We start from the raw sequence: 14,999 nt of genomic DNA, 5'->3' as shown, positions 1-14,999 counted from the left end.
TGCTTTTAATGTAGGTATTTATCTGAAAATTTAAAATCCTGTATTTTCGGTAAAGGTTTTATGAGTACTCTTCGTTTGCGTATGTTATTTTTCGGTATTTTTTCTGAGTTGGTATCGTCTGTCTCGATTCTAATTCCTGTCACCAGATTAAATTTAGTTTGAGTAAATAAAGTATTTTCGTCAATATAGCCTTTTGTAGAATTATTAGTTAACTTTTCGACACTTATCAATTTAAAATTTCCTTTTTGATATTTAAATTCGTAGCTTATATTTCCATTTTTAATCTCGCTCCACATCAATAGATTTCCATTTTCAATTCTAAAATCCGGAATTTGATATCCATTGTACTGTGCTTGTTTTTCTGGAGGATACTGAGCTTCTATAATATGTGTAGAAGATACTTTTAAAGCTAATTTTCCGTTTGGTTTTGAAAGAAAAATCTGCAATCGTAGAGGACGTGTAGCATCAACAGTATCCATTTCTACCATAATTCTATCCTTTCTTCCGTCATTATTCAAGTCTCCTTGCTCACTTCTTACAACATAATCAAAACTGCTTTTAACCTTAATATCCTGAGCCAACACATTGATCTGGCACAACAGGAAAGTGAATGAAAATGTTATAAAATTGTACTTCATAGTTTCAATTTTGACCTTGTTGATTGCATTTTAGTAATATGTGAGATGTTTCTAATCTATTGAAAATTGCTGAATAAAGTCAATTTTTTGCTGAACTTGTTTATTATAATAAGATTTCTTCGAAAAACCTAAGCATGTACTTTTATGTGCTTATGTTATATAATTACGGCTAACGTTCAAAATTACACAATCAATCAAAAAATTACATAAATTATTTAATTGTATAAAACAATGATTTCCATCAATTTATTCGTTTTCAAACGACTACAAACGAATTTAAATAGTTTACAACCGACTAATTTTCCAAACCTGATGAATCTTTGCAACAGAGATTTGAGAAAACAAAGTGAAGCTCTCTTATCTGAATAATTAATCAAATAAAAATACAAAATTATGTCACTAAGAAATCGAGTAACATTAATCGGTTACACAGGAAAAGAAGTTGAAATCGTAAACTTCGAAAATGGTAAAATTGCAAAAGTATCGCTTGCTACCAACGATTATTACACCAATGCAAAAGGTGAGAAGGTTGAAGAAACACAATGGCACAATCTCGTTGCCAACGGAAAACTCGCCGACATCATGGAGAAATATGTACAGAAAGGAAAAGAGATTTCCGTGGAAGGAAAAATTGTCTACAAATCGTATGACGACAAAGATGGAAACAAAAGGTTCATCACAGAAATAAGAGTGGATGAACTGGTGCTTCTTGGCCACAGACAGGGTTAATTTTAAAAATTTCAGCCATGCATATTAAAGTTTTTAAAGTGAGAATTGCTGAAGAGTTTCTCATGGGAGATCAGCAGAAAGTAGATCATTTTCTTGTCGAAAATGAGGTTGTAAAGTTTGAAACGGCTTTTGTGAATGAAGATCAGTCGTGGTCTGTAATCCTTTACTACAGAAGGTTTCCCGAAACTGCCAACTTTGTAAAAGAAACAAAGTCTGAAAAATATTCTGCTGATGACGATGTCTTAACCGAAAGTGAAATCAAAATTTTTGAAGCGCTGAAATTGTGGCGGTCAGAAAAGGCAAGAGAACAGAATCTTCCTACCTATTTTATTGCAACCAATAAAGAATTGACTTCCGTAGCCAAATACAAGCCTTCAAAGAAGCAGGAACTCCTAGATATTAAAGGTTTCGGAAAACATAAGATAGAAAATTACGGCGAAGAAATCATAGAAATTCTGGAAAGCGTGTGATTCTGAAAATTAAATGATGAAAATAAATTTGTGAGAAAGCCACGGAAATGTTCTGTGGCTTTTTATGCATTTAAAAGTCCTTTCAATTCCTTATTTTTGCAGAGAATATCATTTATCAACCATCAATTATCATTCATACTAATGAAGCCAAGCTTAGCAAAAGGAACAAGAGATTTTACCTCACTGGAAGTTTCAAGAAGAAAATACATCATCAATATACTACAGAAAAATTTTGAACTTTTTGGTTTTCAGCCTCTGGAAACACCAAGCTTTGAGAATCTTTCAACTTTAACTGGAAAGTATGGAGAGGAAGGTGACCGTTTGATTTTTAAGATTTTAAATTCGAGCATCAATGAAGCTAAAGATGAGAAAAAAACTCAGATGATGAATGATTTTCAGAAAGCTTTAGACAAACCTTTCAGTTCTGAAAATATCACTGACAAAGCTCTACGCTATGACCTTACAGTTCCTTTCGCAAGATTTGTAGCCATGAACCACGGGAAACTTACTTTCCCTTACAAACGTTATCAAATTCAGCCGGTTTGGAGAGCAGACCGCCCACAGAAAGGAAGATTCAGAGAGTTTTACCAGTGCGATGCGGATGTCGTAGGAAGCGAAAGCCTTTGGCAGGAAGTGGAGCTGGTTCAGCTGTATTTAAAATCTTTTGCTGAATTAAAAGTTTCAGTGACCATTCATATCAACAACCGAAAAATCCTTTCCGGTTTGGCAGAATACGCCGGAATTACAGACAAACTCATTGATTTTACTGTCGCTCTCGACAAGCTTGATAAAATCGGCAAAGATGGAGTAGTGAAGGAACTTTTAGAAAGAAATATTTCTCAGGAATCAATCGATAAACTTGATTTCCTTTTCACACAGTCAAATGATGCTCTGGAAAATCTTCTTCAGTTAAAAGAAAAATTTGCAGGAAACGAAATTGGTTTGAAAGGTGTTGAGGAATTAGAATTTGTCATTACCCAATCTTTAAATGTAGGGGTTGATATTCAGAATTTAGTATTTGACATTACTTTAGCACGAGGATTAGATTATTACACCGGAGCAATTTTTGAGGTGAAAGCCGACGAAGCGCAAATGGGATCGATCGGTGGAGGAGGTAGATATGACAATCTTACAGAAGTTTTTGGCGTAAAAAATGTGCCGGGAATCGGTATTTCTTTTGGCTTGGACAGAATTTATCTGGTAATGGAAGAGTTAAATCTTTTCCCTGAAGATGCCACTTCCAACGTAGAATATCTCTTCGCAAACTTTGGAGGTGAAGAAACGATTGAAGCTTTAAAATTGATTATTCAGTTAAGACAAAAAGGTATTTCTGCAGAGCTTTATCCTGAAAGTGCAAAGATCAACAAGCAGTTCACTTACGCTGAGAAAAAAGGAATTAAAAATCTTGTTTTCTTAGGCGAAGAAGAAATTAAAAATGGTAATGTAACTTTTAAAAATCTTAAAGCAGGAGAACAGAAAACAGTTTCTCTGGAAGAGTTTTTAGGTTAGATTTTAATCTTCCCAACCACAAAGTGTTTTCCCTAAAGTCTGTGCTTTTTTAAGACTAACTTTAATGATTTCATGCTTGCAGTTAGACAATCCACGGCAGTTTTTGGTGTAATGGTATTTCTTTCCATCCGGACTGTCACAAAGATAAACATCAGATTTTTTGAGTGTTGATCCATTCAGATTCAAAATGGCAACCAAGGTAACTAAAAGTATATTTTTCATAATATCAGAACATAAAAATTCCGGCCCGCATTGAGCCGGAATTTTTTCATCACCTGTGTTTCTTCTAAAATATATCTGTTATTGTGTTTTCAGATTCCGAAGAAATCTACTTCTGCAAAGATAATCAGGCTTTTTGGAAGTTTTTTACGTGATACCGCAGTTTACCTGTTTTTTCTAATTTTTTATTAAATTATTCATTTATTATAAAGCTGACCGATTTTTAGAAAAAAATATTAATAGTTTAAATAATTGGTTATCAATTATTTATTTTTCATAAATTCTTTAGCTTTTTCTGATTTCCATCAATTTAGATGAAAAAAATATTTCATACTTTTTTTCATTTTATTGTATATGAACCCAAAATTTAAGATTCTCAGCATGATAGAATTTTCCTAATCTTTGCGATCTTTTTGAGTACTGTTTACTGAATACCTTTCGTAAATCTAATGAAACCACTTTCAGTAATCGATTTTCCTTCGGTAGCAAATTTCCAGCCTTCATCTTCGCGGTAAACTCTGGCAAGTATGAGGATGCCCTCGTTTTTGCTGCGGGTATTTTGTGTGGAAATGGCATATTCAGAAATCACCCGATCTGGTGAGACAGTTTCAAGAGTAATAAGTTTTAATGAATCTACCGCAGAAAAGTCAGGAGATTTATTTTTTCTGAGATCAAAACTTAAATAAAAGAAAATGTGGTCAGTTTCGCTGTTGACATTCAGCAAATCTACGGATATTACTTGCTTGTAAAGAATATCTACTGTCGATTTGTTGTCAAAATGTCTAAAAGCCTTATCCCGGGATATGCTTTTTCCTAACGGAAAGCTGTTTTTAATCAGCCAGCTGTTAAATCTTGATGAACAAACGAGATCGATCATTTTATTCTGTTTATCAAACAATACGCATGTAAGCCCAAGATCAATATGGTCAGAAATTCTTTTTGTCTTAAATCCTAAAAAGTTGCGTACAGGAGACTTTACGGATGCCCAATCTACTGCAATTGAAAAGTTTGTCAGCGGAGTTTTAAAATCCTTGCAGAGGTCCAGCGTTTCATTTTTTAGTAAAAGTGGAGTCATAGAGTCGTGGTTATCAGGGTTATCAAATCAATTTATACACTCTTTCAATCTGATTATAGTGTTTGTTTTTTTTAATATTCTAATAATAATAAGTAATTTTGGTTTTTCAAAAATAAGTAAAAATAAATCTATAAATTTGAATTGTAAGTTAAATATTTACATTATTTATGCAGATTATCATTTCATAACTTAAATTGATCATCTATGCAAAATAAATATTTTTAAATGACAATCTTTGACGTGAATCCTTATTTTCAGAAATTTTCCTTCATTTCGGATTTAGATTTATATTTTGCTGTATTTTTATTGAAATTTTGTCTTGGTAATCATGGTTTTAGATAAAAAATGTTTGCCTTTTATGACAAACATAATTTTTTTAAACAGAAAGCCAGCTAAAATTATGTATTCGTCAAAGTTATATACATCAGGCGGCCACCTTCTTCATCAGAAAGCATGATTTTTTTACCGTCTGTGAGCTCAACCATAGAATTTACGGGAATCAATTTGTCTTCTGTAATATCTTTCAATGCTGTCAGACTTTGGTTTACAAGCACCCATTTATTTTGGTAAAATGTGAAATATCCAACAGGTTTTTTGTCAATTGCTGTCAGACTTTCATTTCGAATCACTTTTTTGGACACATGCCATTTAAAGAGATACTGATTGTGATACACCATCAATCGGTGGTTTTCAGGTTTCCAGACATCGTCTTTGAATTTATAATATAAATCTACAACGGGTAAAGTTCCTTTGTGAGGCGTTCCACAAAATGGGCATTTTGGTTTTGATGTATTGTCGAAAACATACCATTTTTCGTCACAGTTGGGGTTGCTGCACGGCTGTATTAAATCAACGGTTTTCAAAAGAGCTGTTTCCCATTCATTGGCAATTGGGCGAAGTATAGGATTGTGAAGTCCGTCGATAAAGGCTTTTTTAAATAATTCGCTCAGGTAAGGACCAGTTACAGTGTAAGGAATTCTAGACGGATCACCCCAAAACTTATTCCAGACTTTTAAATGATCTGCTTTCACGCGGTTGGTGTCATCTGTAGGATGTTCTACAAACAAAGCTTTTTCTCCCATCGACAAAACTTCATCTTTTTCAGATTCTAAATCCCAGATTTTTCCGCCACGCAGGGGATGTCTTCGGAGCAAATACATGTAAATAAGAATGGCTAAAGCATGTAAATCTGTTTTTTGATTAGGTAGAATTCTGCCAGGATCCTGTAATTTTAAATGTTTTGTTTTTAAAACTTCAGGAGCGATAAAATCGGCAGTTCCAATTACTTCAGGTGGGAATAATCCAGGTACAACCAATCCGTCAATGTCGATGATTGCAGCAGATTTTGTGACGGGATCTACCAAAACGTTGTTGTAGGATAAATCAGAATGCGCCAAACCCATCTGGTGCATTTTTTTCACGCCTCGTGAAATGTTGATGGCAATCTGGAAGTAACTCAACCAATCCCCGAGCTCGGTTTTATCTAATGACAAAGGGTATTGATTGTCTCTAAAAGAAGGCGTGGTAAACCATTTGCCCACTTTTTCGCCACCTTTGATGAGTTCGTTGGATTTGTAACCTTTTTTAAAGAAAAATTTGGAATTATAAATAGGAACAATCACACCTGTTTTGCCGTTTAGTTCTACCGCATCGTAAGGCCATCTGAAAATTTCATCTAAAAAATAATCCGCACTGTTTCCTTTTTTAATATTTTCAAGATAAAGTGAAACAATTCTTTTGATTCTGTCTTTTTGATTAAAGTCAAGCGGATCGCGGAAAAAAGCCACAACATATTTTCTGTCAGGCGAAAAATAAACATCTTTTACACCGCCTTTTTTCGGATTTCCATCATCTACATACTCGTATGTTTTTGTGGAATCTATGATTGATTTTACCTTTACTACACTCATATTCTTAATAAATTACAGCCAAAGTTCTGTCGTCATGATTGCCTTTACTCCAAAAATCCATCCACGCAGACAGTTGATTTTCAATATCTGAATCTTCCACGAAATCTACTTTTGTCTTGTCTTCATTTTCGCCATTTAAATCTCTTAAAAAGTTCTTCCAGGTTTCCAGATTTTCCAGTTTGCTTTCTACTACAAACTTGGGATCGTAAATGCCGTCTGTCATCAGAAATAATTTGGAAAAATCTTCAAAACAGTTGATTTTAAACCGTTCAGCCATATCAGGTTTACCAAAGATTTCAGGCATTGTAATGAAACGGGTCGCTCCGCTGCTCTCGCCGACATCCAGAAAGTTGAGAAGTTTTACCTCTGAATTTTCTCTGTTTAAAACATTGACAGGGCAGTCACCAACGCCAAAACTTAAAATCACATATCCAAAATCAAACTTTTTCACCAAAGTAAAAATCAAGGTAGTATGAAAATCTTTTAATGTCGCACCTTCTTCAGTTGCCATCTGCGAAAGCCCGCTGTGAAGATTTTTCACGTTGTGATAAAGGGAGTTGATGATAAAACTTTTGCTTTTTATTTTTTCATCGCCTGCAGAATTTGAATTTAAAGAATTTTCAGAATTATTTGAATCTTCATTAATTATTTCATTTTCTTCATTTAAGTTTTCCTTGGTTTCGTTAGAAAAATAGACAGTGACAGCATCTGATAATTTATTTAAAAGAGATTCATCGTCAAAATTTTTCACAATAAAATCTGTGGCAAACTGAGATCCCGCACGCGCAAATCTTGCTGAACCTGCGCCATCTGCCACCGCAACAATTGCCCAATCACCGGGTAAATCTTTAACCAGAAAATCATCATCCCTGAAAGTGCCTTCATGAGCATGAGATCTCCCTCTTTTAGAAGCCACCACAATTTTTTTGTCTAAAAATGTAGATTTAAAAGTCGCCTGATCTTCTTTCGGAAATCTGCTGTCTTTCGGACTCGGTTTGTTGAGCCACAAATCTTTCGGATCTGCATTGACGATAAACGGAATTGTTTTGATGTCTTCCTGCAAATTTTCATCATTTTTATTGAAGAAAACAATCTGAATTTCTATCGTGTTGGCATTGGCCGGAGTACCATGAATACAACTTTTCTCTGCATCAAACTGCAATCCCACGCCATCAAGATTTTTAATTTCTTTAATGACAATCGAAGGATGTTTTGAAAGGTCGAATTTGAAATTATATTCCTTTTTAACATTGGCATTCGGAATCGTGATGTAACTTTCCCTAAATTCTTCTCTGTCTTTGTGCATTGTGAAAATTTGTAATATTTGTGACTTCAGGTCTTTGATGGTTTTCGATAATTCGTAGATCTTTGCATTATCGGTAAGCTTTTCAACAGTGATGTCCACTATTTTGCTGCTATCGATTTGATTTTCTTTTAAGACGTCCTGCAATAAACTTTTCATATTAACCTAAAGTTCTGTTGATGTCAAACCCACCTTCTGCAGCACCGTATTGACCGGCATTTCCACACCATGGGCATTTTGCGACGCCGTCGCCTTCGATGCAGTGAATTCCCCCACAAACGCAGGTTGCCAAAGCAAAACTGTTTCCACAAGATGGGCAGCTCGGATTTCCGTAAAGTTCTTCGCTGGAAATTTTGTTGTTGTTGGAACCACCTTCAGAATATTCTCTGTACGAATTTTCATCAATTTTGTAAGCGCCTTCGATTTTATAAAATCTCGTATCAAAACCGGGAACGCGAGATTCCTGAAGTGATTTTTTAAATTTTAATAAATACAGTTTGTCATTCGTGGAACATTTTCCATTCAAAACCACAAAATTATTATCGGGAACAGAATAGTTTTTGCTTAAATCGATTTTCTCAAGCAATTCAGGATTTGATTTGCTTAAATTAATTCCATCCGCATTATTGTTGTTGATATTTTCACTTGTTGCCCTAATAGAAGCCGTCACCCATTTGAAAAACTCTTTATAGGAATTGCTGTCGGTATTGTTAAACATCAAAACCTGTTCAGATAATTTACCTAAAAGATTCACGTTGGTATTGTCGCCAATTGAAACGATAATTAAATTGGATTTCGTGCGGTAATCGGCATTCCATCTTTCAATTGCTTTTGAAGTATCATCGGTCGGAATTCCGTCTGTGAATAAAAATATGACAAGTTTCCAATCGCCTTTTCTTTCGTAAGTGGTTTTCACAACATCTCTGTCGATGGAATTCATTAGTTCTTCCAAACCTTTAGATAAAGAAGTTCCGCTACCAATCGGAATTTTCGGAGGATAAAAAGTGATGACATCCTGAAGAGGCGTGACAACTTTACTTTTTCCCGCAAAGCCAATAATGGAAACCCAAACCGTTTCTAAAGCGTAAGGATCTGTTTTTAATTCTTTGATGATGGTGGCAATTCCTTCCTGAACTTGCTCTATGGGTTCTCCCACCATCGATTCTGAAACATCGATGAGGAAATAAATTGGTAATCTTCTCATGTTTTAGTTTTAAACAATAATATTCAATTCACTTGGCGGTGGCGGTAAGGTCATACTTTCTCCGGTTCCCTGCGTTTTACTTCCCATTTCGATGGACGAACTTACCCATTGAAAGAAATTAGTAAGCGTGCTGGAATCTGTCGTATCCAGCTTTACGACGTTGTCCGTGAGTTCCTGAAGAAAACTTACTTCGGCTTTTGGACCTGCGGCACAGCCCACAATGACTCCAAAATCTAAACTTTTGATTAAAGGAGTCATCTCTTTGTATTTCTGCAAATCTGAAGGTTTACCATCAGTGAAAATAAAAAGTAAGGGTTTCCAATCGCCTTTTCTGTCAGCTGAGCCTTTGATCACTTCCTTTTTTACGAGGTTGTAAACCATTTCCAGCGCTTGCCCTGTGTGTGTAGGTCCACTTTCCGGACAGGTAATTTCTACCGGATGAAAACTGGCCAAATCAACAAGCGGAATCAAATTGGTTACCTCACGGTCATACGTAATCACGCTGAGATGCAAAGAATCCATAGCCTGCGGATCTGATCTGAGCATGCTTACCAAACCATTGAATCCATTATTCAGGGCAGCAATCGGCTCACCTCTCATCGATCCTGAAGTGTCTAATAAAAAATAGGCTAATAGTCGTCTGTTCATAATTATGCAACGATTACCAACTCAGACGGTGGAGGAGGAAGCTGATCCAAACCGGTAACTTCTTTTCCGGATTCTTCCACTTTGGTTGAGGTGGTAGAAATAGAATCTGTTACCCATTGAAAAAATTTGCTGATGCTTTCAGAATCGGCATTATCAAGTCTGATAACAGATTCTGTAATTTGTTTCAGAATTTTATCATCGGCACCGCTTCCCACTGCACATCCGACGATTAAACCTTTATTTGCAGATTTTAATTTAGAAAATCCGCTTTGCCAGTCATCTGTTGGAATACCGTCGGTCATGATGAAGGTCATTGGTTTCCAGTCGCCTTTTTGCTCAAGGGTAGTTTTGGTAATTTCAGTATTTAATTTGTCGGCTAATAAGCCTAAAGCTGCACCAAGTGATGTTGTACCTGAAGCTTTGATGTCCACCATTTGAAACGAAGCCAAGTCGGTAAGAGGAACGATCTGTTTTGCCTCACTGTCAAACGTAATGATGCTCACGTAAGCGGTTTCAATAGCCTGTGGATTCTGACGAAGCGAATGCAGCATCATCTGAACTCCGTTTTTTACAGCTTCAATCGGCTCTCCGGTCATTGAACCTGAGGTGTCTAATAATAAATAAACGGGTAATCTTCTCATATTTAATTATTTGTAGGCGTATTTTGCTAAAAGATCAACGAAGTTATCGGTTTGTCCGGGTTCACCCAGTGCACGGAATTTCCAGTCGCCGTTATGTCTGTACGCTTCAGCAAAAACCATGGAACACATTCCGTTCATTGATACATCGCCAGAAAGACTGTATTTTGTAATTTCCTTTCCACGGGCATCAACAGCTCTGATGAAGGCATTGTCTACCATTCCGAAATGCTGATTATTCTGTCTTCCCTGATAAATAGTGACCACAAATAGTATTTTCTGATATTTCTGATCGAGTTTGTCTAACTGAACAATGATTTGCTCGTCATCTCCATCTCCTGCACCCGTTCTGTTATCACCCGTCAACCAGATATTTCCGCTTGGATGTCTCATGGAGTTGAAATAAATTACGTCGCCTCCGTATAAAGCTACGTTTCTACCACCTACAGTAGCAGTTCTCCCTAAATCAGCTACTTTTCCGCTGCTGTCGAGAAGAAAAGCTACAGCATCCAGATCGTATTCTTCTTCTTTTCCTCCAAATATTTTTCCGAAAAAACCACTTTGTTTTTGACGGACATCCCATCCTAAACCGATAGTCACCTGTGAAAGGTCGTAAACGCTTTCTCCACGGTCATTTTTTCTTAAATCGATGGTTTGACCTTTTTGTAAATTGATTGCCATATTTATTACTTGATAATTTGTCCGCTGTAATATTTTGATAAAAAGAAAGCTAAATCTTCTCTGTAGCCAATTCCTGAAGCTTCAAATTTCCACTGATCGTTTCTTTTGTAAAGTCTTCCGAATTCAACGGCAGTTTCAATAGAAAAATCTTCTCCTAACTCATATTTTGCCACTTCCTGACCGTTGCTGTCATCTACGATTCTGATGTATGAATTTCTTACCTGTCCGTAGTTTTGTTTTCTGTTGATAGCTTCGTGAATGGTTACTACAATAAGAATTTCGTTGATTCTTGGGTCAACTTTAGATAAATCAACCTCGATGCTTTCATCATCGCCGTCGGCACTGTTTCCTCCTGTTGGGTCGTCGCCGGTGTGTCTCAAAGCGCCGTCCGGAGAATCTGTGTTTCCATAAAAAATAAAAAACGGTTCGCTCGGGATCTGCCTCCTTTCGTCAATCATAAATGCGGAAGCATCCAAATCGAAGTCGAAAGCCGTTCCTTCGCTGGGATCCCATCCCAAACCAATCGTCATTTTGCTCAATCCAATGTCAATTTTCTGACCTTTCTGTAAATTAATCATATTTATTTGCTAGTATTAAGTATCATTTTTACATTTAATTTCCTTCGTTATTATTGAAAATTAAATATTTATAAATATAATTTTTTTTATCAAATAAGAGGGAAAAATGAATGAAAATTATTGTTTCAAATGAATAAATAAATTTTTACCAGATCTATTTTAAAAATTCTATAGTTCTTTACGGCATATCGCATTTAGGCTAATTTTTGCAAAAAAAATTATATTTACACAAAATATTAAGCATGGAAAACTATTTAGACATCAACAAAAACTCTTGGAACGCCAGAGTAGAGCCTCATCTGAAATCAGATTTTTACTTTGTAGATGAATTTTTAAAAGGAAGAAATTCTCTCAATTCAATCGAACTGGATTTGTTGGGAGACGTAAAAGGGAAAAGTATTCTCCATTTGCAGTGCCATTTCGGGCAGGATTCTATTTCGTTGTCAAGAATGGGTGCAAAAGTTACCGGAGTCGATTTGTCGGATAAAGCAATTGACGCTGCGAGCGATTTGGCAAAACAATGTGGAACCGATTCCGAATTTATATGTACTGATGTTTATAATTTACCAAATGTTTTAAATGAAAAATTCGACATCGTTTTTACAAGCTACGGAACGATTGGCTGGTTGCCCGATTTAAATAAATGGGGAGAAGTAGTAAGTCATTTTTTAAAACCTGAAGGAGAATTTGTCATGGCAGAATTTCATCCCGTGGTCTGGATGTATGACGATGATTTCGATGGAGTCGCCTACAATTATTTTAATGAAAAACCCATTATTGAAACTACAGAAGGCACCTATGCAGACAAATCAGCTGAAATCGTTCAGGATTATGTTTCGTGGAATCATCCTTTGTCTGATGTCCTGCAAAGTCTGATTGATAAAGATTTAGTTTTAGAACATTTCAGGGAATTCGACTGGTCGCCATACGCGTGCTTCCGTCACGTGGAGGAATTTGAAAAAGGGAAGTGGAGAATCACAAAGTTTGGGAATAAAATTCCGTTGGTGTACGCCATAAAAGCAAAGAAAAGATAAGCTATAAAAAACTTACCTTTTCTCCCGTATATATGAATGTTAACTAATTACTAGTTTTGATTGACCTTCTGCTCGGCAACAGATTTTGCCTCATCAAATTTGCTTTGAGCCTGTGACGCTACCTCGTTTGCTTTGTCTTTCAGATCATTTCCCCACTTGTTGATGTTATCTTTTGCGTTGTTGATCTTATCTTTTACCGCTTGTTTTTCTTCCGGCGTAGCTTTGTTGTATCTCCAATATGCCAATGCGCCTAAACCTACCAATGCCAATAAACCTTTTGTTTTATTTCCCATGATTTCTATTTTTTAATTTGTAATTAATTGATATTAGGAAATATGTAAAATCTGTGCCAAAGAATTTTTATGACATTTAAAGTTTTGTTAAAATTTTAAGGATTGGTCTAAATATCAAATCTTGATTTTCATCTTGTATTTTCTGAAAAATCCAATTCACTTAAACAAAAAACTATTATGGCTTATGTGTTTGCCAGATTATTCAAAAATCTCAAAATTTTCTCCGTCAAAGCTCGCAAAAACCATTTTAGGATAAGAATCCTGATGGAAAATATTTCCGGCTTTATCAATAGCAATTGCTCCTGCAAAACCGTCAATTGCTTTCAGCTCGGTAAAAGTTTTGTCGAAAGCTTGCTCCAGACTCATTCCGTCAGTCACTCTCGTCACAATTTTTGCTGAAGTGGCGTTGCTCACGATGTCTTCGCCCACTCCGGTACAGCTTACAGCGCAAAATTCGTTGGCGTAATTTCCTGCAACAGTCGCAGAATCAGAGATTCTTCCGGGGATTTCAAAACCTTTGCCTCCGGTTGAGGTGGCCACTGCCAGTTTGCCTTTTTCGTCGATGGCAACGCAACCCACAGTTCCTTTGCCGCCGTTGTTCATTTTGGCTTCGTATTCTTTTCTTCTTTGTGGAATTTCGGTTGAGAAATTTTCAAAACCATGGTCAATTGCATAAATTTTTGCACCATTTCCGCCCAAAACCCTGTCATCTTCATTCATCAGCTCCTTCGCCACAAAAATCGGATTTTTCACATCCTGAATATTGATCACACCGCTCATTTTCTGCGTTTCACCATCCATCAGAGCAGCACTCATTCTGATGATCCCGTCGCTTTGAATTTGCGAACCAATTCCGGCATTATACAGTTCGTCATCTTCCAAAAGTGAAACTGCGTAAGCCGCAGTATCCACTGCAGAATTAGTTTTTAAATGTTGATAAGCCTTTTCAGCAATGCTTTTCAGCGAGTTTTGTTTGGCAACTTTTACTTCGTTGCTCTGGTCGCTTTCAGAGAAAAAACCTCCGTGGATGATGATTTTCATAGAATGTAATGGATGTTTTTGATATGATTGATAAGTGATAAATGATGATTGATTGTTTCAAATAATGCGTTTAAAAATCATTCATCATTCATCAAACATCACTTATGTTTGCGGAATCGGATTAAACTGAGAATTCTCAATTGTCATTTCCTTTGTCGTAAGGTTGTAATGGTCATTCATCGACATCACATGAACCGTCAGATTTTCAATTGAAATTGGCTCTCCGAGATTGATATTGGTTAAATTGGTATCTTTAATGAATCTTCCGTCCACCAAGATTACAAGTCCGGATCCTACGGCTGTCATCACGTCGTTGTGAATAAAAAGACCTGTATCTTCTCCCAAACCGATCCCCAAAGTCCTCGGATTGCTCACAACCGCCTGAAAAAGTCTGCCTATTCTTCCTCTCTGAACAAAATGGGTGTCTACCACCACATTATCAATTAAACCTAAGCCTTGTGTTGTTTTGATTTCACCTTTCAGCAAAGCTTCAGAACTGCTTCCCTGATAAATCATATTTTCAGAGGCCGCTGCTGCACCCGCAGAAGTTCCGGAGTAGATAAAATCCTGCTCCTGATATTTCAGTAAAATAGTGTCGTGAAATCTTGTTCCACCCAAAATGGAAGTCAGCCTTAACTGATCTCCACCGGTAAACATTACTACATCCGCAGCGTTGGCTCTGGCAACAAGCGCATCAGAATTGGCTTCTTCACGGTTGTGTATATCAAGAATATTTACATTTTTAGCACCAAGATATTCGAAGGCCTTTTTATATTCAGCACCTACGATTTTAGGTATTTGCGAAGCTGTTGTAATCACTTCAATTACAGAATCTTCCTTGTGTTTAGATTCTGCAATGATTTTTCTTAAAATTCCTCTTTCAAAAAAATTAAGGTTTTTTTCTACATTTTGGTCGTACTCGGTTTCTGTGAAACTGCCTTTATTTACAGCTCCTCCGATAATAATAAGTTTTCCCACAGGTTTCATAGCCAGCAAAATTAAAAAATATTTGTGGGTTAATAAAATGTT

Annotated in this window: 17 protein-coding genes; 4 read left to right on the top strand and 13 right to left on the bottom strand. The window is 36.2% G+C overall.

Features of this window, described 5'->3' with window-relative positions; genetic code table 11:
• Window positions 1-5: 5 nt before the first annotated feature.
• Window positions 6-638, bottom strand: a complete 633-nt coding sequence (locus tag NG809_RS03110; protein ID WP_262147997.1) for a hypothetical protein — start codon at window positions 636-638, stop codon at window positions 6-8.
• A gap of 393 nt (window positions 639-1,031) precedes the next feature.
• Here NG809_RS03110 and NG809_RS03105 point away from each other — a divergent pair, with 393 nt between their 5' ends.
• The 3 genes from NG809_RS03105 to hisS all read left to right on the top strand — a co-directional run bounded on the left by NG809_RS03105 (window position 1,032) and on the right by hisS (window position 3,346).
• Entirely contained in the window at window positions 1,032-1,367 is a 336-nt protein-coding gene (locus tag NG809_RS03105) for a single-stranded DNA-binding protein (RefSeq protein ID WP_262147995.1), read from the top strand.
• A 17-nt stretch (window positions 1,368-1,384) separates the two neighbouring features.
• Complete coding sequence (locus NG809_RS03100) at window positions 1,385-1,837, top strand: HRDC domain-containing protein (protein WP_262147993.1); 453 nt, start codon at window positions 1,385-1,387, stop codon at window positions 1,835-1,837.
• A gap of 141 nt (window positions 1,838-1,978) precedes the next feature.
• Window positions 1,979-3,346 (top strand): histidine--tRNA ligase, encoded by a 1,368-nt coding sequence (gene hisS / locus NG809_RS03095; protein WP_262147991.1) that lies wholly within the window; start codon window positions 1,979-1,981, stop codon window positions 3,344-3,346.
• A 3-nt stretch (window positions 3,347-3,349) separates the two neighbouring features.
• Here the strand turns inward: hisS and NG809_RS03090 are convergent, their stop codons facing one another.
• The 9 genes from NG809_RS03090 to NG809_RS03050 all read right to left on the bottom strand — a co-directional run bounded on the left by NG809_RS03090 (window position 3,350) and on the right by NG809_RS03050 (window position 11,602).
• Window positions 3,350-3,568: a hypothetical protein gene (locus NG809_RS03090; RefSeq protein WP_262147989.1), complete on the bottom strand. Its 219-nt coding sequence runs from the start codon at window positions 3,566-3,568 to the stop codon at window positions 3,350-3,352.
• Between the two features lie 421 nt (window positions 3,569-3,989).
• On the bottom strand, window positions 3,990-4,640 hold the full coding sequence (locus NG809_RS03085) for a TerD family protein (RefSeq protein WP_262147987.1): 651 nt from the start codon (window positions 4,638-4,640) through the stop codon (window positions 3,990-3,992).
• 398 nt (window positions 4,641-5,038) lie between these two features.
• Window positions 5,039-6,550: a helix-hairpin-helix domain-containing protein gene (locus NG809_RS03080; protein ID WP_262147985.1), complete on the bottom strand. Its 1,512-nt coding sequence runs from the start codon at window positions 6,548-6,550 to the stop codon at window positions 5,039-5,041.
• Between the two features lie 4 nt (window positions 6,551-6,554).
• On the bottom strand, window positions 6,555-8,012 hold the full coding sequence (locus tag NG809_RS03075) for a PP2C family serine/threonine-protein phosphatase (protein WP_262147983.1): 1,458 nt from the start codon (window positions 8,010-8,012) through the stop codon (window positions 6,555-6,557).
• Between the two features lies 1 nt (window position 8,013).
• Complete coding sequence (locus NG809_RS03070) at window positions 8,014-9,057, bottom strand: TerY-C metal binding domain-containing protein (protein WP_262147980.1); 1,044 nt, start codon at window positions 9,055-9,057, stop codon at window positions 8,014-8,016.
• Between the two features lie 9 nt (window positions 9,058-9,066).
• Complete coding sequence (locus tag NG809_RS03065) at window positions 9,067-9,705, bottom strand: vWA domain-containing protein (protein ID WP_262147978.1); 639 nt, start codon at window positions 9,703-9,705, stop codon at window positions 9,067-9,069.
• A gap of 2 nt (window positions 9,706-9,707) precedes the next feature.
• The gene (locus tag NG809_RS03060) at window positions 9,708-10,346 is read right to left on the bottom strand and encodes a vWA domain-containing protein (RefSeq protein ID WP_262147976.1); all 639 of its coding nucleotides are present in this window, start codon (window positions 10,344-10,346) and stop codon (window positions 9,708-9,710) included.
• A gap of 6 nt (window positions 10,347-10,352) precedes the next feature.
• Window positions 10,353-11,024, bottom strand: a complete 672-nt coding sequence (locus tag NG809_RS03055; protein WP_262147974.1) for a TerD family protein — start codon at window positions 11,022-11,024, stop codon at window positions 10,353-10,355.
• A 5-nt stretch (window positions 11,025-11,029) separates the two neighbouring features.
• Window positions 11,030-11,602, bottom strand: a complete 573-nt coding sequence (locus tag NG809_RS03050; protein ID WP_262147972.1) for a TerD family protein — start codon at window positions 11,600-11,602, stop codon at window positions 11,030-11,032.
• Between the two features lie 242 nt (window positions 11,603-11,844).
• Between NG809_RS03050 and NG809_RS03045 the strand changes: the two genes are divergently transcribed.
• Window positions 11,845-12,636, top strand: coding sequence for a class I SAM-dependent methyltransferase (locus NG809_RS03045; RefSeq protein ID WP_262147970.1), 792 nt, complete (start codon window positions 11,845-11,847; stop codon window positions 12,634-12,636).
• Window positions 12,637-12,686: 50 nt separating this feature from the next.
• Here the strand turns inward: NG809_RS03045 and NG809_RS03040 are convergent, their stop codons facing one another.
• From NG809_RS03040 to NG809_RS03030, 3 genes are all read right to left on the bottom strand, one after another.
• Window positions 12,687-12,929, bottom strand: coding sequence for a YtxH domain-containing protein (locus NG809_RS03040; RefSeq protein ID WP_262147968.1), 243 nt, complete (start codon window positions 12,927-12,929; stop codon window positions 12,687-12,689).
• A gap of 198 nt (window positions 12,930-13,127) precedes the next feature.
• Window positions 13,128-13,970 carry an isoaspartyl peptidase/L-asparaginase gene (locus NG809_RS03035; RefSeq protein ID WP_262147966.1) on the bottom strand — a complete coding sequence of 281 codons (843 nt, stop codon included), beginning with the start codon at window positions 13,968-13,970 and terminating at the stop codon, window positions 13,128-13,130.
• Between the two features lie 102 nt (window positions 13,971-14,072).
• Complete coding sequence (locus NG809_RS03030) at window positions 14,073-14,957, bottom strand: cyanophycinase (protein ID WP_262147965.1); 885 nt, start codon at window positions 14,955-14,957, stop codon at window positions 14,073-14,075.
• Between the last annotated feature and the right edge of the window lie 42 nt (window positions 14,958-14,999).

The sequence above is a fragment of the Chryseobacterium foetidum genome (assembly GCF_025457425.1).
Taxonomy (GTDB): Bacteria; Bacteroidota; Bacteroidia; order Flavobacteriales; family Weeksellaceae; genus Chryseobacterium; species Chryseobacterium foetidum.
The sequence above is the reverse complement of the archived record's forward strand: the minus strand, read 5'-3'. Positions and strand labels throughout refer to the sequence as shown.